This window comes from Nonomuraea sp. NPDC054003 (genome assembly GCF_055585125.1).
The window spans coordinates 93,647-108,213 of record NZ_JBVJKR010000003.1 but is presented as its reverse complement, the minus strand read 5'-3'; the positions used below and the strand labels follow the sequence as shown (position 1 = coordinate 108,213).

The window sequence follows — 14,567 nt, the reverse complement described above, 5'->3', positions numbered from 1 at the left end:
GTGGTCCCTTCGGATCAGAAGAAGATGTAGGTGATGGCGGTGCTGCCGTTGGCCGCCGTGATGGCGTAGCCGTTGAGGTTGTTGACGTTGACCGACCGGCCCCAGCCGTGGTTGGCCGAGCCGACGCGGGAGAACGTGTTGCCCGACTGTGACGACGAGGTGTTGGTGCTCCAGTTGTCGGTCCAGCTGTCGGCGTGCGCCGGTGCGGCCAGCACCGTGACGCCGACCGCTGTCGCCACCACGAAGCCCGTGGCGCACAGCTTCTTGATCACTTCAGCTCCTTCGTCGTGTGAGGGCAGGCGAACGCCCTCATTGACCTGCCTTGACCCGGGGGGGTCAAAGCCAAAGCGATCGTATAACCCTGGGTAGCCAATCAACAGCATATGGTGATCAGAAGATTGTTCTGCGCTATCCCTGACGGAAGACGTCAGTGTCCCGGGCCTAGCGTCACCGCATGATCTACGAGCTTCGCCGCTACACCATGGTGCCCGGCGCCCGTGACGTGCTCATCGACCTGTTCGAGCGGGAGTTCGTCGAGACGCAGGAAGAGGCGGGGATGCGGATCGTCGGCCACTTCCGCAATCCCGACGACCCCGACCAGTACCCCTGGATCCGCTCATTTCCTGACATGGAGGCACGCAAGGCAGCGCTGACCGCCTTTTACTCGGGGCCCGCCTGGAAGGCGAACCGCGACGCGGCCAACGCCACCATGCTGGACTCCGACGACGTCCTCCTGCTCCGCCCCGTCTGCGCGCCCGACACCCCCGCCTGGTCCTGGCCGCGCCCCCTCGCCCCCACCGGCCCGCGCCCGCCGGTGGGCGCCACCGCTCTCCCCTCTTCCCTGTACGTGGCCACGATCTGCCACGTCGAGGACGGGTTCGCGGCGTACTTCGCCTCCCAGGTGGCGCCCGCCCTGGTGTCAGCCGGGGCGCCGCCTCTCGCCTGCTTCGAGACCGAGCCCGCGGCCAACACCTTCCCGGCGCTTCCCGTACGGGAGGGCGAGAACGTGTTCATCTGGCTGACCCGTTTCGAGCGGGCGGCCGACGAACTCCCCCTCCCCACCCTCGACGCTTACCTGACAGCACCCCCGCAGCGCCTCCGCCTCTCCCCCGCCGCCCGCTCAGCCCTCAGGTGATGGGCGTGCCTTCACCTCTCCCCGGCCCGCTCAGCCCTCAAGGTGACCCGCGCCGCCGCCGCCTCTCCGCGTGGCCCTCAGGTGATGGGCGTGCCGGCGATTACCTCTGCGGCGGCCTGGCCGCAGGCGCGGGCGGCGCCGTAGGTGGCGATGTGGACGGCGCCGAGGTCGGCGCGGTGCGGCAGGCCCATCTCCACCACCACCGCGTCCGGGCGGGCGCTGAGCAGGTGACGCAGCGCCTCGGCCTGCCACGGGTGCCGGTGTGCGTCGCGGACCACGAGCACGAGCCCGCGGCCGGTGATTCGGGCGAGCAGGTCCTCGATCGCGACCCCGGTTGCCTCGCCGGCGGCGAACCGGGTCGCGGTGGTGCCCGGCAGCAGCTCGGCGAGCGGCGCGGCCACGCCCCATGGAGTGGCCTTGTCGATGGCCATGTGCGTCTCGGGGGCGAGCTCCACGACGTGCGGGGCGTCGGTCAGCGGCAGCACCGGCGGGCTGGCCCGGCGCGTGACGCGCAGCGCCCGCCGCGCGGCCACCAACCCGATCCCACCCCCGCCCCACCCGGTGCCGCCCATACCGCCAGCGCCGCCCGTGCGGCTAGGGAGCTCCGCGTCCTCCGCGCGCCTCAAGCCCTCCGCGCCACCTGCGCTGCTCCCGCCGTCTGTGCTGCCCGGGGAGGTGGTCCAGAGGGCCAGCTCGCGGACCCTGCGGGCGGCGTCGGCCAGTCTCTCCTCGGGCAGCAGCCCTTCGGTCACCGCGGTGAGGATGGCGTCGCGCATCGCGTCGATGGTGGCCTCGTCGTAGCTTTCGCCGCCGACGCAGATGGCGTCCGCGCCGGCGGCGAGGGCGCGGGCGGCGGCACCGCCGATGCCGTACGGACCGGAGACGGAGGTCATCTCGATCCCGTCGGTGACGATCACCCCGTCGAAGCCGAGCTCCTCGCGCAGCAGGCCGGTGAGGACCTTGGGGCTGAGCGTGGCGGGCAGGTGCGGGTCGTACGAGGGCACGAGCAGGTGCCCGGTCATGACGGCCCGCACGCCCTCGGCGATGGCCGCGCGGAACGGCCGCAAGGCCTGCTCAATGCCGCCGTCCGCGACGACCGGCACGCCGTGGTGGGAGTCGACCGAGGCGTCCCCGTGCCCGGGGAAGTGCTTGGCGCAGGCCGCGACGCCGGCGGACTGCAGGCCGCGGATGAACGCCCGGGTGTGCCGGGCGACCAGCTCGGGGTCGGCGCCGAAGGCACGCAGCCCGATGACGGGGTTGCGGGGGTTGGAGTTCACGTCGGCGGAGGGCGCGAAGTCGATGCCGATCCCGACGGCCGCGAGATCCAGCCCCAGGTCGCGGGCGAGCTCCTCGGTCAGGGCGGGGTCGTCCACGACGCCGAGCGCGTAACCGCCGGGGCGGCTGCTGCCCGTGGCGACCTCCAGCCTGGTCACCTCGCCGGTCTCCTCGTCGGTGCCGACCAGCACGTGCGGGTTCTCGGCGCGCAGGGCCTCCGTGAGGCGGGCCACCTGCTCGGGATCGGCGATGTTGCGGGAGAACAGCACCACCCCGGCCAGCCCGTCGGCGAGTCTGCGGCGCAGCCACTCGGGCGGCGTGTGCCCCGCGAAACCCGGCAGGAGGACGGCGTCGGTCATGCGGAGGAGATCGCGGCTCGGAGGCATGAACCGCAATCTAATAGGAAAGTTTCTTATTTGCTAGAGGCGTTCCCGAACGTCACCCCGTCCCCCGTGATGACGAAGTTGGCCACCGTCACCCCGCGAGCGCCCTTCCACCTAGAAGTCCCGCCGCCGCCCCGCATCTCTTGGTCGCCGCCAGGGCCGGAAACGAACCGCGCCCGCCGCCGGAGGGGCCGCGCTGGTGGGGTGGTCCGGTCCGGAGGATCACGCCGTCGGGCAGCGAACCCCGACGCGACGCCGATAGTGAACGGGTTTGCCGTGTGTTCATGGTGGCCCGGAAGCGCTGGATAATGGCTGGGAGCGGTGGAATCAACTGTTCACCAAGCGCTTGGTCGAGGGCGCATAATGGTGTCCGTGACAACGCGAAAGAACTCCGGCGACACCGCCACCCAGGCGAAGCGTGCCGGCGCCGCCTCCTCCGGGGCGGCGTCCGAGCGCCGCGAACATCTCGTCAGACTCGCCGCGGAGCTCTTCGCCGCCAAGGGATTCCAGGCCACGACCGTCCGGCAGATCGCCCAGGAGGCGGGCATCCTCTCGGGCAGCCTCTACCACCACTTCGACTCGAAAGAGGCGATCGTCGACGAGGTGCTGTCCACCTTCCTCGACGACGTCACCGCCCGCTACCGCGCCGCCGTCGCGGGCGGCGACGACCCGCTCGCGGTGCTGACGGAGATGGTCCGCATCGGGTTCGGCACGCTGGAGCCGCACCGCGCCGCGATCACCGTGATGCAGAACGACTGGAACTACCTGCGTCAGTTCGAGCGCTTCAACTACCTGGTCAAGGCTGAGGAGGAGGTCGAGCAGATCTGGGTGACGCAGATCAGGGCCGGCCAGGCGGCCGGGCAGCTCCGCGACGACGTCGACCCGAAGCTGACCTACCGGATGATCCGCGACACGATCTGGGTGGCGGTGCGCTGGTTCCGCCCCGACGGCAGGCTCGACACGGCCGCGCTGGCCGAACACTTCGTCACCGTCCTGTTCGACGGCCTGGCCACCGGCGAGCGGACCTCGCAGCGGGCATGAGCCTGACCGACGAGGTGCGGCTGGCCTTGCGCAAGGCGGCGGAGCCCGGCAAGGCTGCCGCCATGCGGGCCTACATGAAGTCGGCGATGCCGTTCCTCGGCGTCCAGGCCGGGCCGCGGCGGGCCGCGCTCAGACAGGTGTTCGCCGACCACCCCCTGGAGACGGCGCCAGAGTGGCGGCGGGCGGTGCTGCGGCTGTGGCGCGAGGCCGAGTTCCGCGAGGAGCGCTACGCCGCGATCGAGCTGACCGGCTTCCGCCTCTACCGCGACTTCCAGACCCTCTACACGGTCCCGATGTACGAGGAGATGATCGTCACCGGCGCCTGGTGGGATCTGGTGGACGAGCTGGCCACGCACCGCGTCGGCGGGTTGCTGACCGCCTTCCCCGAGACGATGCGGCCGCTCATGCTGGAGTGGGCGCACGCCGGCGACCTGTGGAAGCGGCGCACGGCGATCCTGTGCCAGAACCGGTTCAAGGCCCGCACGGACACCGCCCTGCTGTACGCGTGCATCGAGCCGAGCCTGTCCGACAACGACTTCTTCGCACGCAAGGCGATCGGGTGGGCGCTGCGCGAGTACGCCAAGACGAACCCGGACGAGGTGGTGCGTTACGTACGGGCCAAGGGCATCTCGGGGCTGAGCCGCCGGGAGGCACTGAAGAACATCACGTAGCTCATCTGGTCCACAGCGCGTCCTGCATCGCCTGGACGAGCGCCAGCAGCTCGTTCGTGACCCGCTCCCTGGACCAGGCCAGCGCGTACGTGATCTGGAGGTCGGCGCCCTCCAGCGGCACGAACACGACGTCGTCGCGCCGCACGCTCCGCACCAGCAGGTGCGGGATCGGCAGCACCCCCGCCCCGGCGGCCACCAGGTCGAGCGCGGCCCCGAAGTCGTCGTCGCGCACCATGCGCGGATGCCCCGGCAACCCCGCCCACCGCCGTCCACCGGGCGTCAGCACCACCAGCCCGGCAAGCTCCGCCGGCCGCACCTCGCCCCTTCCGGACTCCGGGCGCGCGACCGGTCGCACATTCCCCGGTCCGGGCGACGCCGGAGGTACCTCTCCCCCTCCGGAAACCGTCGGGCGGGCCTCCGCTGGACGGAGGGTGTCCGGCGTCGTCGTACGGGGTGTGCGGGACGGTCTTGTGAGGTGGGGCTCGGGGGCGCGGGCCGCCAGGGGGTGGGTGGGCGGGACGGCGAGGTGGTCGACGGTCACGTGGAAGCGGGCGGCGGTGGTGAAGCGGGCCGGGGCCGGGGTGGCCAGGATGGCGGCCGACACCTCGCCCGCGTCCAGGGCGGCCGCGGCGGCGGCGCGGCCCGCCGCGTGCAGTTCGACCGCCACCGGTGGAGTGCGGCCGGCCATGCGCCGGGCGATGCGGGCGGCCAGCGGGCCGGCGAGCGGTGGATAAGCCAGGTGAATGACCGGCCGGGCCAGCCGGGACGCCTCCGCCGTGAAGGCCGCCGCCGACTCCAGGACCTGCTCGGCGTACGGCAGCAGCGCCGCCCCGGCCGCCGTGAGCCGCACCGTACGGGCGCTGCGCTCGAAGAGGCGGACGCCGGTGGCGCGTTCGAGCCGGGCCACGGCCTGGCTGACGGCCGGCTGGGACATGCCCAGGTCGGCGGCGGCACGGGAGAAGCTCAGCCGCGCCGCCACCCGGGCGAAGCACTGGATCTCCCTGGCCATAAGCGTCACGAATAGATGATGCACGAGGCGGCCGGAGCCGTGCACGATGCCCGGACGTCCACGATCGTCTTGAGGAGCCTCGATGCCCGCTTTCCCCCAGTCCACCGTGCTCGGATACCCGCGGATCGGCCCGCGCAGGGAGTTGAAGCGCGCCCTGGAGTCGTACTGGGACGGCCGCGCCACCCGTGACGAGCTGGAGGCGGCCGGCGCCGCGATCCGGGCGTCGACCTGGCGCAGGCTGGCCGAGCTGGGCCTGGAAGGGCTGCCGTCGAACACGTTCTCCCTCTACGACCAGGTGCTCGACACGGCCGTGCTGCTGGGCGCGGTGCCGGAGCGCTACCGGGAGGCGGCGGACCCGTACTTCGCGATGGCGCGCGGCGCCGACGGGCTGGCGCCGCTGCGGATGACGAAGTGGTTCGACACGAACTACCACTACATCGTGCCGGAGATCGGCCCGGAGACGGCCTTCAAGCTGGACGCGGCCAAGCCGCTGGGCGAGGTGCGGGAGGCGCGGGCGCTGGGGTACGAGACGCGGCCGGTGGTGGTCGGGCCGGTGACGTTCCTGCTGCTGTCGGCGGATCCCGAGGCGGCGCTGGCGCGGCTGGACGACGTGCTCGCCTGCTACGAGGAGCTGCTCGGGGCGCTGGCGGCCGAGGGCGTGGCATGGGTGCAGCTCGACGAGCCGGCGCTGGTGGCGGACCGGTCGCGGGCCGAGCTGGCGGCGGTGCGGACCGCCTACGAGCGGCTGGGGAACGTGGCGGCCCGGCCAGGGCTGTTCGTGGCCTCGTACTTCGGGCATCTCGGGGAGGCGCTGCCGGTGCTGGCGGCGACCCCGGTGGAGGCCGTCGGGGTGGACCTGGTCCGCGGCGGCGCCGACGGGCTGGCCGCGCTGGCGGGCAAGACGGTGGTGGCCGGCGTGGTGTCGGGGCGGGACGTGTGGCGGACGTCGCCGTCGCGGGCGGCGCGCGCCCTGGCGGCGGTGCGCGAGCACGCGGACCAGGTGACCGTCAGCACGTCGTGCTCGCTGCTGCACGTCCCGTACGATGTCACCGCCGAGCCCGGCCTCGACCCGGCGCTCCGGGGCCGCCTCGCCTTCGCCGAACAGAAGGTCTCCGAGGTCGTGGCCCTCTCCCGTACGACCCCGCCGGTGGAGGGCGACGGTGACGACGCGCGGGCACACCGGGCGGGCGCGGCGGATGTGAGCGTGGGCGCGGGGCGGAGTGCGTACGAGGTGCGGGCGCGGGCGCAGGCGGAGCGGCTCAAGCTGCCGCTGCTGCCGGTGACCACCATCGGGTCGTTCCCGCAGACGGGTGAGCTGCGGGCGGCGCGGGCGGGCGTGGCGGCGGGGACGCTCGACGCGGAGGAGTACGAGGGCCGGGTGCGGGCCGAGGTCGAGCGGGTGATCCGGCTGCAGGAGCGCCTCGGCCTGGACGTGCTGGTGCACGGCGAGCCCGAGCGCAACGACATGGTGCAGTACTTCGCCGAGCACCTCGAAGGCTTCGCGGTCACCGCGAACGGCTGGGTCCAGTCGTACGGGTCGCGCTGCACCAGGCCGCCCATCCTGCACGGCGACGTGTCGCGGCCGGAGCCGATCACCGTGCGGTGGGCCGCGTACGCGGGGTCGCTCACGGACCGGCCGGTCAAGGGGATGCTCACCGGCCCGGTGACGATCGTGGCCTGGTCGTTCGTCCGGGACGACCTGCCGCTGCGTGAGGTGGTGCGCCAGGTGGCGGACGCGGTGCGGGAGGAGGTGCGCGACCTGGAGGCGGCCGGCGTGCCGATCATCCAGGTGGACGAGCCGGCGCTGCGCGAGCTGCTGCCGCTGCGCCGGTCGGCGCAGGCCGGCTACCTGGAGTGGGCGGTGGCCGCGTACCGCAGGGCGACCTCCGGCGCGGGCGACCGCACGCAGATCCACACCCACCTGTGCTACTCGAACGCCGACCAGATCCTGGCCGCGATCGACGGGCTGGACGCGGACGTGACCACGATCGAGTCGGCCCGGTCGGGGGCGCGGATCCTGGACGCGGTCGGGTCGTTCGGGCGCGGGCTGGGGCCGGGCGTGTACGACATCCACTCGCCGCGGGTGCCGGACGCGGCCGAGGTCGAGGGCCTGCTGCGGCGGACGCTGGCGGTGCTGCCGGCCGGGCGGGTCTGGGTGAACCCGGACTGCGGGCTGAAGACCCGTACCTACGAGGAGGTGGAGGCGTCGCTGGCGAACGTGGTCGCGGCGGCGGCGGGGCTGCGCGCCGAGCTCAGCCGGTGAAGGTCCACTCCAGGTGGGCCAGGGCGGCCTCGGCGTAGCGGGCCGGGCCGGTGCTGAGGCCGTAGGCGAGGTCCTCGATGAGGGCGCAGCGGGCGTAGAACAGCGCCCGCCGCCGGTCCTCGCCGTCGAAGGGCCCGTCGTACGAGGCCAGGACCAGGTCGAGCACCTCCGGCCCGAGGTCACGCAAGATCTTGGCGAAGTCGTGGGCCGGGTCGGTGACGGCGGCGTCGGTCCAGTCGATGACGCCGGTCAGCGTGCTGGTCGCGGCGTCGGCCAGGAGGTGCTCGGCGCCGAGGTCGTTGTGGCAGAAGCGGAGCGTGCTCGGCTCCGGCGGCGGCTCGGCGGCGAGGAACCGCTCCACCAGGGGCCGCTGCTCGGCCGGGACGTGCCGCTCGACGTCGCGGTAGTCGAGCTGGGCGTCGTGCAGCAGGGTCGGCGCCGGGTAGAGGTCGGGCGGCGCCAGCTCGCGCATCCGCTCGACCGGGGCGGCGTGCAGCGCGCTGAGCAGGCCGCCGAGCGGCTCGGCCAGCCGCTTCGGGTCGGGCACGGGGTGCTGGTCGAGGGGCAGCCCCGGCAGCGCGTGGTAGGCGATGACGCCCGCCCGCTCGTCGGCGAACAGCACCTCCGGCACCCGCACCGCGACCAGGTCCTTGACCACGGCCAGGAGGGCGACCTCGCGCCGGACGGAGCCCGGGTCCGAGACGCGGGCGCGGACGATGAGCTCGCCGTTGACCAGATGCACGGTGTTGTCCAGGCCGTCACCGCTGGGCACAGCGGTGTGCACCTCGTAGCCGGGGAGGTGGCGGGCCAGCAACGCGCGGATGTCGCCGATCACATCCTGAAGCGTAGGGCCACCACCTCGTGCACGCGAGCCATATTCATGATTGGTTATTTGAGTGCCCCCGCCGTGAGCCCGGCCTGGATCTGGCGCTGGAAGACCGTGTAGACCACCAGCATCGGCAGGATGGCCAGAGTCAGCGCGGCGAACAGGGCCGCCCAGTCCTGGTCGTAGCCCGCCGCGGTCGAGATGTCGGCGATGCCCTGGGTGAGCACCCACTTGTCGCGCTCCTGCAGCAGCACCAGCGGGAGCTGGTACTGGTTCCACTGGCCGAGCACGTTGAAGATGGTGATGCTCACCAGCCCCGGCTTGGCCATCGGCAGCATGATCTGGAAGAACACGCGGGTGTGCGAGGCCCCGTCGACCCTGGCCGCCTCCGCGACCGCGGTGGGCAGCGTACGGAAGAACGCCGACAGGAAGAACACGGTGAAGGGCATCGAGTACGCGATGTACACCAGCACCAGCCCGGCGTGCGTGTTCAGCCCGATGAACGGGCCGACCAGCGGGACGTTCCCCATGTTCTGCACCACGAAGAACAGCGGCGTCAGCGCCAGGTAGACCGGGAAGGCCAGCCCCGACACGAACAGCAGGTAGACGGCCCGGTTGCCGCGGAACGGGTAGCGGGCCAGCACGTAGGCGGCCATCGACCCGACCAGCATGGTGCCGAACGTGCTGAACGACACGACGACGACGCTGTTGAGCATGTACTGCCCGATCTGTGCCTGTTCCCAGGCGCGGGCGAAGTTGTCCCACTGCAGGGCGGCGGGGAGCGACCAGGCGTCGCCGAAGATCTCCTCCTCGCTCTTCACCGAGGCGAGGAACGTCCACAGGATCGGCACCACGGTCAGCACCGTCCACACCAGGAGGGCGATGTGGGTGAGGATCGACAGCGGCCCGAGCCGCCTGCGGCGTTCGCGGCGGGCGAGACGGCGCGAGTTCGCGACCGTCCATGATGTCGTGGTCATTGTCGTCAGTACTCGATTCGTTCGCGGCGGGACAGGCGCAGCGACAGGATCGCGAAGCCGATGGTGAAGAAGAACATCACGACGCCCAGCGCCGAGGCGTAGCCGAAGCGGAAGTACTGGAACGCGTTGCGGTAGATCTCGGTGGCCATCACGGTGGTGGAGAAGTCGGGCCCGCCGTGCTGGTCGGTCATCACCCACACGATCGCGAACACGTCCAGCGCCAGGATGCCCAGGTAGACCCAGGCGACCTGCACGGTGTCCCAGAGCAGCGGCAGCGTGACGCGGAAGAACAGGCTGAACCGGCCGGCCCCGTCGATCTGGGCCGCCTCGAACATGTCGCGCGGGATCGACGCCAGCCCGGCCGAGAACAGCACCACGTAGAAGCCGACCGCCTGCCACACCATGACGCCCAGGACGGACCAGAACGCGATGTCCGGATCCGACAGGAAGCCGACGGGGTCCATCCCGATCGCCATCAGCGGCGCGTTCAGCATGCCGCTGTCGTCGGGCCTGAACACCTGCTGGAACAGCACCGCGACCACCGTCACGGCGAGCACCTGCGGGAAGAAGAACACCACCCGGTAGAACCTGGACCCGGCCACGCCCGCCACGCCCTGCCCCTCGCGTCCCACGTTGAGCAGGAACGCGAAGAACAGGGCGATGACGATCGTCAGCAGCGGCAGCAGCACGAGCAGCGCCGCGTTGTGGGTGACCGCCTTCCAGAAGATGCCGTCGGAGAACAACCGGATGAAGTTGTCGAACCCGATGAAGTTCGGTGTGGCGGTCACCCCCCGCCAGTCGGTCATCGCGATGTAGAACGCCTGCATGTACGGCGAGATCACGTAGACCAGGTAGAGCGTGACGGGCGCCGCCAGGAAGGACAGGATGAACAGGCCCCGGCGGTACGTGTTGAACATCAGCGCTTGTACTTCTTGATCGAGGAGTCGGCCTTCAGCTCGTCCGCCTTCTTCTGCAGCCGCTCCACGTACTTCTCGGGCGTGACGCCGCCGGTCATGAGCTGGCCGGTGGCGGCCACGGCCTCGTCGTGCAGCTGGCCGTACCAGCTGCGCCAGCGGTAGTAGACGGTGTTGGCGCCGGCGGCGGCGAGCGCCTCGGTCGCGCTCTTGGCGCCCGGCGACAGGTCGCGGCCCTCGCCCGCGCCCTTCACCACGGAGACGGTGCTGACGAGCTCGCTGAAGTCGCCGGCCGCCTTCTTCGACAGCATCGCCCGCAGGTACTCCATGCCGCCCTGCGGGTTGGCGCCCCGCGACGGCACGATGAACGACTCGCCCGGCTGGGTGTGCAGGGTGCCGTACGGCATCTTGTCGGAGGCGGTGAAGTCGGGGATGGGGAACATGCCGTACTCGAAGCCCTCGGGCGTGGTGGTCTTCTGCTCGTTCTCCAGCCACGAGCCGCACGGCAGCATGGCGACCTCGTTCTTGTTCTGCGCCGTCTGGGTCTGCACGTGGTCGAGGCCGGCCGTGCCCTGCATCAGGTACTTGGCGCCGACCTCGGCCCAGGCTTCGGCCGCCTGCCGCACCGGCTCGGCGGACCAGGCGCCGTCCTCCAGGTTGTCGATGTTGACCAGCACCTCGTTGCCGCCGATCTTCGCGGCCATGGTGAGGAGCGGCTCGTACAGGTACTGCGGGTGCTTGCCCGCGTACGTGAACGGCGCCATCTTGCCGGCCTTCTTGATCGTCTCGCAGAGGGCGATGAACTCGTCCCAGGTCTTCGGCACGGTCCAGCCGTTGTCCCTGAAGGTCTTCTGCGAGTACCAGATGCCGTGGATGTAGTTGACGTAGCCGAGCACGTGGAACTTGCCGTCGTAGGTGCCGAACTCGACGACGGCCGGGTCCAAGGTGTCCTTGACCTTGACGTTCGGGTCGTCCCAGCTCGGCGCGTCCAGCAGCGGGGCGAGGTCCTGGAGCTGGCCGTCCTGGGCGAGCGCGCCCATGTCCATGGCGTTCGCGCCGGAGTTGTCGATCACGTCGGGCGGGTTGCCGCCGGCGAACCGCGGCTGCAGGACCTTGGTGATCTCCTTGGTGACGTTGTGCTTGATCTCGGCGTCGGGGTACTTGGTCTTGAACAGCGGCTGGTGGATGTCGGTGGCGTAGGCGTTGCCGAAGCCGCCGTCGAAGATCCACACCTCCAGCGGCTTCTTGGCGTCGACGCCGAGAGGGTTGGCCGCGCTGGTGGCCGCCGGGGCCGCCGACGAGGCCGGCGCCTGGGTCTGCGGGGTGGCGCAGGCGGCGAGCGCGCCGGCCACGGGGACCAGCGCCGCGGCGCGGAGAAGGCCGCGCCGGGTGATGTGGGGGGTGTTCGCCATAGGTACTACTCCTGACTTGTCTGGCTCAACGTCGGATGCGCCCTGCGTACCGGCTCTCCAGGGCTCTGTTGTGCTCGTCGCCGCCGGCCACGTTGGCCGACAGGTAGACGGGCGGCGTCTCGCCGAGCGCCACCAGCCGCTCGACCGTCTGGGTGACCATCAGCTGCGCGAGCAGCGCCGAGGTGATCGTGGAGACCGCGCCGTAGGTTCCCCCGCCCGGCAGCTCCAGCACCGCGTCACCGTACGGGGCGCCGTTGTCGAGGACCACGTCGGCCAGGTCGAGCAGCTTGCCGCCCGACGGGTGCCGTGAGGTCATCTGGACGCTGTGCCTGACCGAGGTGATCGCGATGAGCGGGTGTCCGCGCTCCTTGACGATCGTGGCGAGCTCGACCACCGCGCCGTTCACGCCGGAGCTGGAGATCAGCACGAACACGTCGCGCGGGTCCACGGGCGCCAGCTCGTAGATCCGGTGCGCGATCGCCGGGTCGCGCTCCAGCTCGGAGGTGAGCACGCCGGGCGGCTCTCCCCCGTACAGGACGAGGTCCCTGGGCGAGAGCCCGTTGCTCGGCACCAGCCCGCCCGCGCGCCCGGCGATCTCCATGGCGATGGCCTCGGAGTGGCCGGAACCGAAAGCGTTTACCACACCGCCCGCGCGAAGCCCGGCGACCAGCGCCTCGGCGGCCCGCCCGACCGGCTCCGCCTGGCTCTCCGCGACCTGACGGGCCAGCTCCAGTGCCACGGTTGCGTACGTCATTCAGCCTCTCTCCACCCGGTGACTCTCGACAGCAGTGATCGTCAGCTCGAACGCCTCGTTGGTGCGCTCGTACGTCCGCTGCGCGACCGCCACGTACACCGCGTCCAGCACGAAGAGCTGGGAGTGCACGGCGGCCAGCCCGCCGAGCCGGAACGTCGTCTCCCTGCTGGCGGTGGTCAGCACCAGGTCGGCCAGCTCCGCGAGCGGCGAGCGGGCGAACGAGGTGACGGCCACGGTCAGCGCGCCGTGGCTCCCGGCCTCGGCCAGCGACTCCATCACCTCGCGGGTGCGGCCTCGGTGGCTGATGCCGATGGCCACGTCGCCGCCACGCAGCAGCGCCGCCTCGGACAGGGCGACGTGCGCGTCGTACGCGCTCCAGCACGGGATGCCGATGCGGCGCAGCCGGCCCTCCAGCATGGTCGCCACGTTGCCGCTGGTGGAGACCCCGACCAGGAGCACCCGGCGGGCGGCCACCACGGCGTCGGCGACCTTCGAGACCACCTCGGGATCGAGCTGGGCGGCGGTGTCCTGGATGAGCCGGGTGTCGGCGGCGGCCATGACCTCGATGGCGGCGTCGATCGGGTCGTCGGGGCCGATCTCGTGGCCCACGCCCGCGCCCCAGCCGGCCTGCGCGGCCCTGCCGGTCTCGGTGGCCAGCGCCACCCGCAGCTCGGCATAGCCGGAGAAGCCGAACGCCCGGCAGAAGCGCGTCACGGTCGCGGGCGAGCTGCCGGCCCGCTCGGCCAGCGCGATGATGGTCGAGCGCGCGGCCTCGGCCGGGTCCTCGAGAATCGCCTCGCCGACCCTGCGCAACGCCTCGGGCAGAGCGGGGAGCTCGGTCTCGATGCGGCCCAGGGCACCTGGAGTCACGAACATTCCTTCCGAACATCCGGCCTTTCGGCGAAAATTATTCTTGCTTACCGGTCACGTCAAGACCCACAATCTGATCGTGACTATTTCGCTCGTGGTCGGGATCGACGCCGGTGCCACCGCCACCCGGGTGGCGGTCCACACCCTCGACGGCGCCCGGGTCGGGTACGCGCGAGCGGGCGCGGGCAACCCGACCGCGCACGGGCTGGGCAAGGCGGTGGCCGCCATCACCGGCGCGCTGCGCGAGGCCCTCTCCGGCCACGACGGCTCCCGGGTGGTGGCCTCGCTCGCCGGGGTGGCCGGGCACGTCGAGCAGATGGCGCCCGGCCTGGCCAAGGCCTGGGCCGACCTGGGCATCCCGTCCGGGCCCCGGCTGACGGGCGACGTCGAGATCGCCTACACCGCGGGCACCCCCGCCCCCGACGGCTCGCTCCTGCTCTCGGGCACCGGAGCGGTGGCGTCGGCCATCAGGTCCTACCGCCTGCACCGGATCGCCGACGGGCTCGGCTGGCTGCTGGGCGACAAGGGCTCCGGCTTCTGGATCGGCCGCGCCGCCGCCCAGCACACCGCCGCCGCCTTCGACGCCCCGGCCGCGGACGGGCCGGGCGGGCTGGCCGACCTGGTGGTGACCCACTTCCTCGGCGACTGGCGAGGCGCCACGGCGCGCGAGACCGACGACCGGTTCGTCCGCCTGATCCAGGGCGACCACATGCGCCTGGCCGAGCTCGCCCCGCTCGTGAGCCGCGCCGCCGCCGACGGCGACCCGGCCGCGCTGGCGATCACCCGGCGGGCCGCCGAACACCTGGCCTCCACCGTACGGAGAATCCACGTCTCGGGCCCCGTGGTGCTCGCCGGGAGCGTCCTCACCAACGACGGCCCCGTACGCGAGCACGTCCTCGACCTGCTGGCCGGCGAGCAGGTCCGCACGGCGGGCGACGCGGCGGGCGCGGCGGCCTGGCTGGCGGCCCGCGACCACCTGCCGGAGGACCGCGCGAAGGAGGCCCACGCCGCGTTCACCTCCCCCGCCTGAGCCCGCG

The 14,567-nt window shown here is 72.0% G+C and carries 14 protein-coding genes; 5 read left to right on the top strand and 9 right to left on the bottom strand.

Features of this window, described 5'->3' with window-relative positions; translation table 11 throughout:
- Window positions 1-14: 14 nt before the first annotated feature.
- The gene (locus ACZ6YG_RS08085) at window positions 15-272 is read right to left on the bottom strand and encodes a hypothetical protein (RefSeq protein WP_148033635.1); all 258 of its coding nucleotides are present in this window, start codon (window positions 270-272) and stop codon (window positions 15-17) included.
- A 182-nt stretch (window positions 273-454) separates the two neighbouring features.
- Here ACZ6YG_RS08085 and ACZ6YG_RS08080 point away from each other — a divergent pair, with 182 nt between their 5' ends.
- Window positions 455-1,135, top strand: a complete 681-nt coding sequence (locus ACZ6YG_RS08080; RefSeq protein WP_466017522.1) for an NIPSNAP family protein — start codon at window positions 455-457, stop codon at window positions 1,133-1,135.
- 77 nt (window positions 1,136-1,212) lie between these two features.
- On the opposite strand, the gene ACZ6YG_RS08075 is transcribed toward ACZ6YG_RS08080, so the two are convergent.
- The gene (locus tag ACZ6YG_RS08075; RefSeq protein ID WP_466017521.1) at window positions 1,213-2,796 is read right to left on the bottom strand and encodes a glycoside hydrolase family 3 protein; all 1,584 of its coding nucleotides are present in this window, start codon (window positions 2,794-2,796) and stop codon (window positions 1,213-1,215) included.
- Window positions 2,797-3,156: 360 nt separating this feature from the next.
- Here ACZ6YG_RS08075 and ACZ6YG_RS08070 point away from each other — a divergent pair, with 360 nt between their 5' ends.
- Together ACZ6YG_RS08070 and ACZ6YG_RS08065 are read left to right on the top strand one after the other, a co-directional pair.
- Window positions 3,157-3,834 carry a TetR/AcrR family transcriptional regulator gene (locus ACZ6YG_RS08070; protein WP_148033638.1) on the top strand — a complete coding sequence of 226 codons (678 nt, stop codon included), beginning with the start codon at window positions 3,157-3,159 and terminating at the stop codon, window positions 3,832-3,834.
- Window positions 3,831-4,505 carry a DNA alkylation repair protein gene (locus ACZ6YG_RS08065; RefSeq protein WP_148033639.1) on the top strand — a complete coding sequence of 225 codons (675 nt, stop codon included), beginning with the start codon at window positions 3,831-3,833 and terminating at the stop codon, window positions 4,503-4,505. The genes ACZ6YG_RS08070 and ACZ6YG_RS08065 overlap by 4 nt, the downstream gene beginning before the upstream one ends.
- 1 nt (window position 4,506) lies before the next feature.
- Here ACZ6YG_RS08065 and ACZ6YG_RS08060 read toward each other — a convergent pair whose 3' ends face one another.
- On the bottom strand, window positions 4,507-5,514 hold the full coding sequence (locus ACZ6YG_RS08060; RefSeq protein ID WP_261808887.1) for a LysR family transcriptional regulator: 1,008 nt from the start codon (window positions 5,512-5,514) through the stop codon (window positions 4,507-4,509).
- Window positions 5,515-5,596: 82 nt separating this feature from the next.
- On the opposite strand from ACZ6YG_RS08060, the gene metE reads away from it, so the two are divergent.
- Window positions 5,597-7,777: a 5-methyltetrahydropteroyltriglutamate--homocysteine S-methyltransferase gene (metE, locus tag ACZ6YG_RS08055; protein ID WP_466017520.1), complete on the top strand. Its 2,181-nt coding sequence runs from the start codon at window positions 5,597-5,599 to the stop codon at window positions 7,775-7,777.
- On the opposite strand, the gene ACZ6YG_RS08050 is transcribed toward metE, so the two are convergent.
- The 6 genes from ACZ6YG_RS08050 to ACZ6YG_RS08025 are packed head-to-tail and all read right to left on the bottom strand — an operon-like array spanning window position 7,767 to window position 13,536.
- A complete protein-coding gene (locus ACZ6YG_RS08050) occupies window positions 7,767-8,612 on the bottom strand; it encodes a phosphotransferase family protein (protein WP_466017519.1) in 846 nt (281 codons plus the stop codon). The genes metE and ACZ6YG_RS08050 overlap by 11 nt on opposite strands.
- A gap of 53 nt (window positions 8,613-8,665) precedes the next feature.
- Window positions 8,666-9,580 (bottom strand): carbohydrate ABC transporter permease, encoded by a 915-nt coding sequence (locus ACZ6YG_RS08045; protein WP_466017518.1) that lies wholly within the window; start codon window positions 9,578-9,580, stop codon window positions 8,666-8,668.
- Between the two features lie 5 nt (window positions 9,581-9,585).
- Window positions 9,586-10,497, bottom strand: coding sequence for a carbohydrate ABC transporter permease (locus tag ACZ6YG_RS08040; RefSeq protein ID WP_219544250.1), 912 nt, complete (start codon window positions 10,495-10,497; stop codon window positions 9,586-9,588).
- Window positions 10,497-11,906, bottom strand: coding sequence for an N-acetylglucosamine/diacetylchitobiose ABC transporter substrate-binding protein (ngcE, locus tag ACZ6YG_RS08035; RefSeq protein ID WP_219544251.1), 1,410 nt, complete (start codon window positions 11,904-11,906; stop codon window positions 10,497-10,499). The genes ACZ6YG_RS08040 and ngcE overlap by 1 nt, the downstream gene beginning before the upstream one ends.
- Window positions 11,907-11,931: 25 nt before the next feature.
- Window positions 11,932-12,660: a sugar isomerase domain-containing protein gene (locus ACZ6YG_RS08030; protein ID WP_466017517.1), complete on the bottom strand. Its 729-nt coding sequence runs from the start codon at window positions 12,658-12,660 to the stop codon at window positions 11,932-11,934.
- Window positions 12,661-13,536: a MurR/RpiR family transcriptional regulator gene (locus tag ACZ6YG_RS08025; RefSeq protein ID WP_219544253.1), complete on the bottom strand. Its 876-nt coding sequence runs from the start codon at window positions 13,534-13,536 to the stop codon at window positions 12,661-12,663. It abuts the gene before it with no gap.
- Between the two features lie 73 nt (window positions 13,537-13,609).
- On the opposite strand from ACZ6YG_RS08025, the gene ACZ6YG_RS08020 reads away from it, so the two are divergent.
- On the top strand, window positions 13,610-14,560 hold the full coding sequence (locus tag ACZ6YG_RS08020) for an N-acetylglucosamine kinase (protein WP_466017516.1): 951 nt from the start codon (window positions 13,610-13,612) through the stop codon (window positions 14,558-14,560).
- Window positions 14,561-14,567 lie beyond the last annotated feature (7 nt).

Bases quoted from the DNA above. Each gene is read 5' to 3' on its own strand.
- ACZ6YG_RS08080 (WP_466017522.1), top strand. From the start codon at position 455: ATGATCTACGAGCTTCGCCGCTACACCATGGTGCCCGGCGCCCGTGAC.
- ACZ6YG_RS08075 (WP_466017521.1), bottom strand. From the start codon at position 2,796: ATGCCTCCGAGCCGCGATCTCCTCCGCATGACCGACGCCGTCCTCCTG.
- ACZ6YG_RS08070 (WP_148033638.1), top strand. From the start codon at position 3,157: ATGGTGTCCGTGACAACGCGAAAGAACTCCGGCGACACCGCCACCCAG.
- ACZ6YG_RS08065 (WP_148033639.1), top strand. From the start codon at position 3,831: ATGAGCCTGACCGACGAGGTGCGGCTGGCCTTGCGCAAGGCGGCGGAG.
- ACZ6YG_RS08060 (WP_261808887.1), bottom strand. From the start codon at position 5,514: ATGGCCAGGGAGATCCAGTGCTTCGCCCGGGTGGCGGCGCGGCTGAGC.
- metE (WP_466017520.1), top strand. From the start codon at position 5,597: ATGCCCGCTTTCCCCCAGTCCACCGTGCTCGGATACCCGCGGATCGGC.
- ACZ6YG_RS08045 (WP_466017518.1), bottom strand. From the start codon at position 9,580: ATGACCACGACATCATGGACGGTCGCGAACTCGCGCCGTCTCGCCCGC.
- ACZ6YG_RS08040 (WP_219544250.1), bottom strand. From the start codon at position 10,497: ATGTTCAACACGTACCGCCGGGGCCTGTTCATCCTGTCCTTCCTGGCG.
- ngcE (WP_219544251.1), bottom strand. From the start codon at position 11,906: ATGGCGAACACCCCCCACATCACCCGGCGCGGCCTTCTCCGCGCCGCG.
- ACZ6YG_RS08030 (WP_466017517.1), bottom strand. From the start codon at position 12,660: ATGACGTACGCAACCGTGGCACTGGAGCTGGCCCGTCAGGTCGCGGAG.
- ACZ6YG_RS08025 (WP_219544253.1), bottom strand. From the start codon at position 13,536: ATGTTCGTGACTCCAGGTGCCCTGGGCCGCATCGAGACCGAGCTCCCC.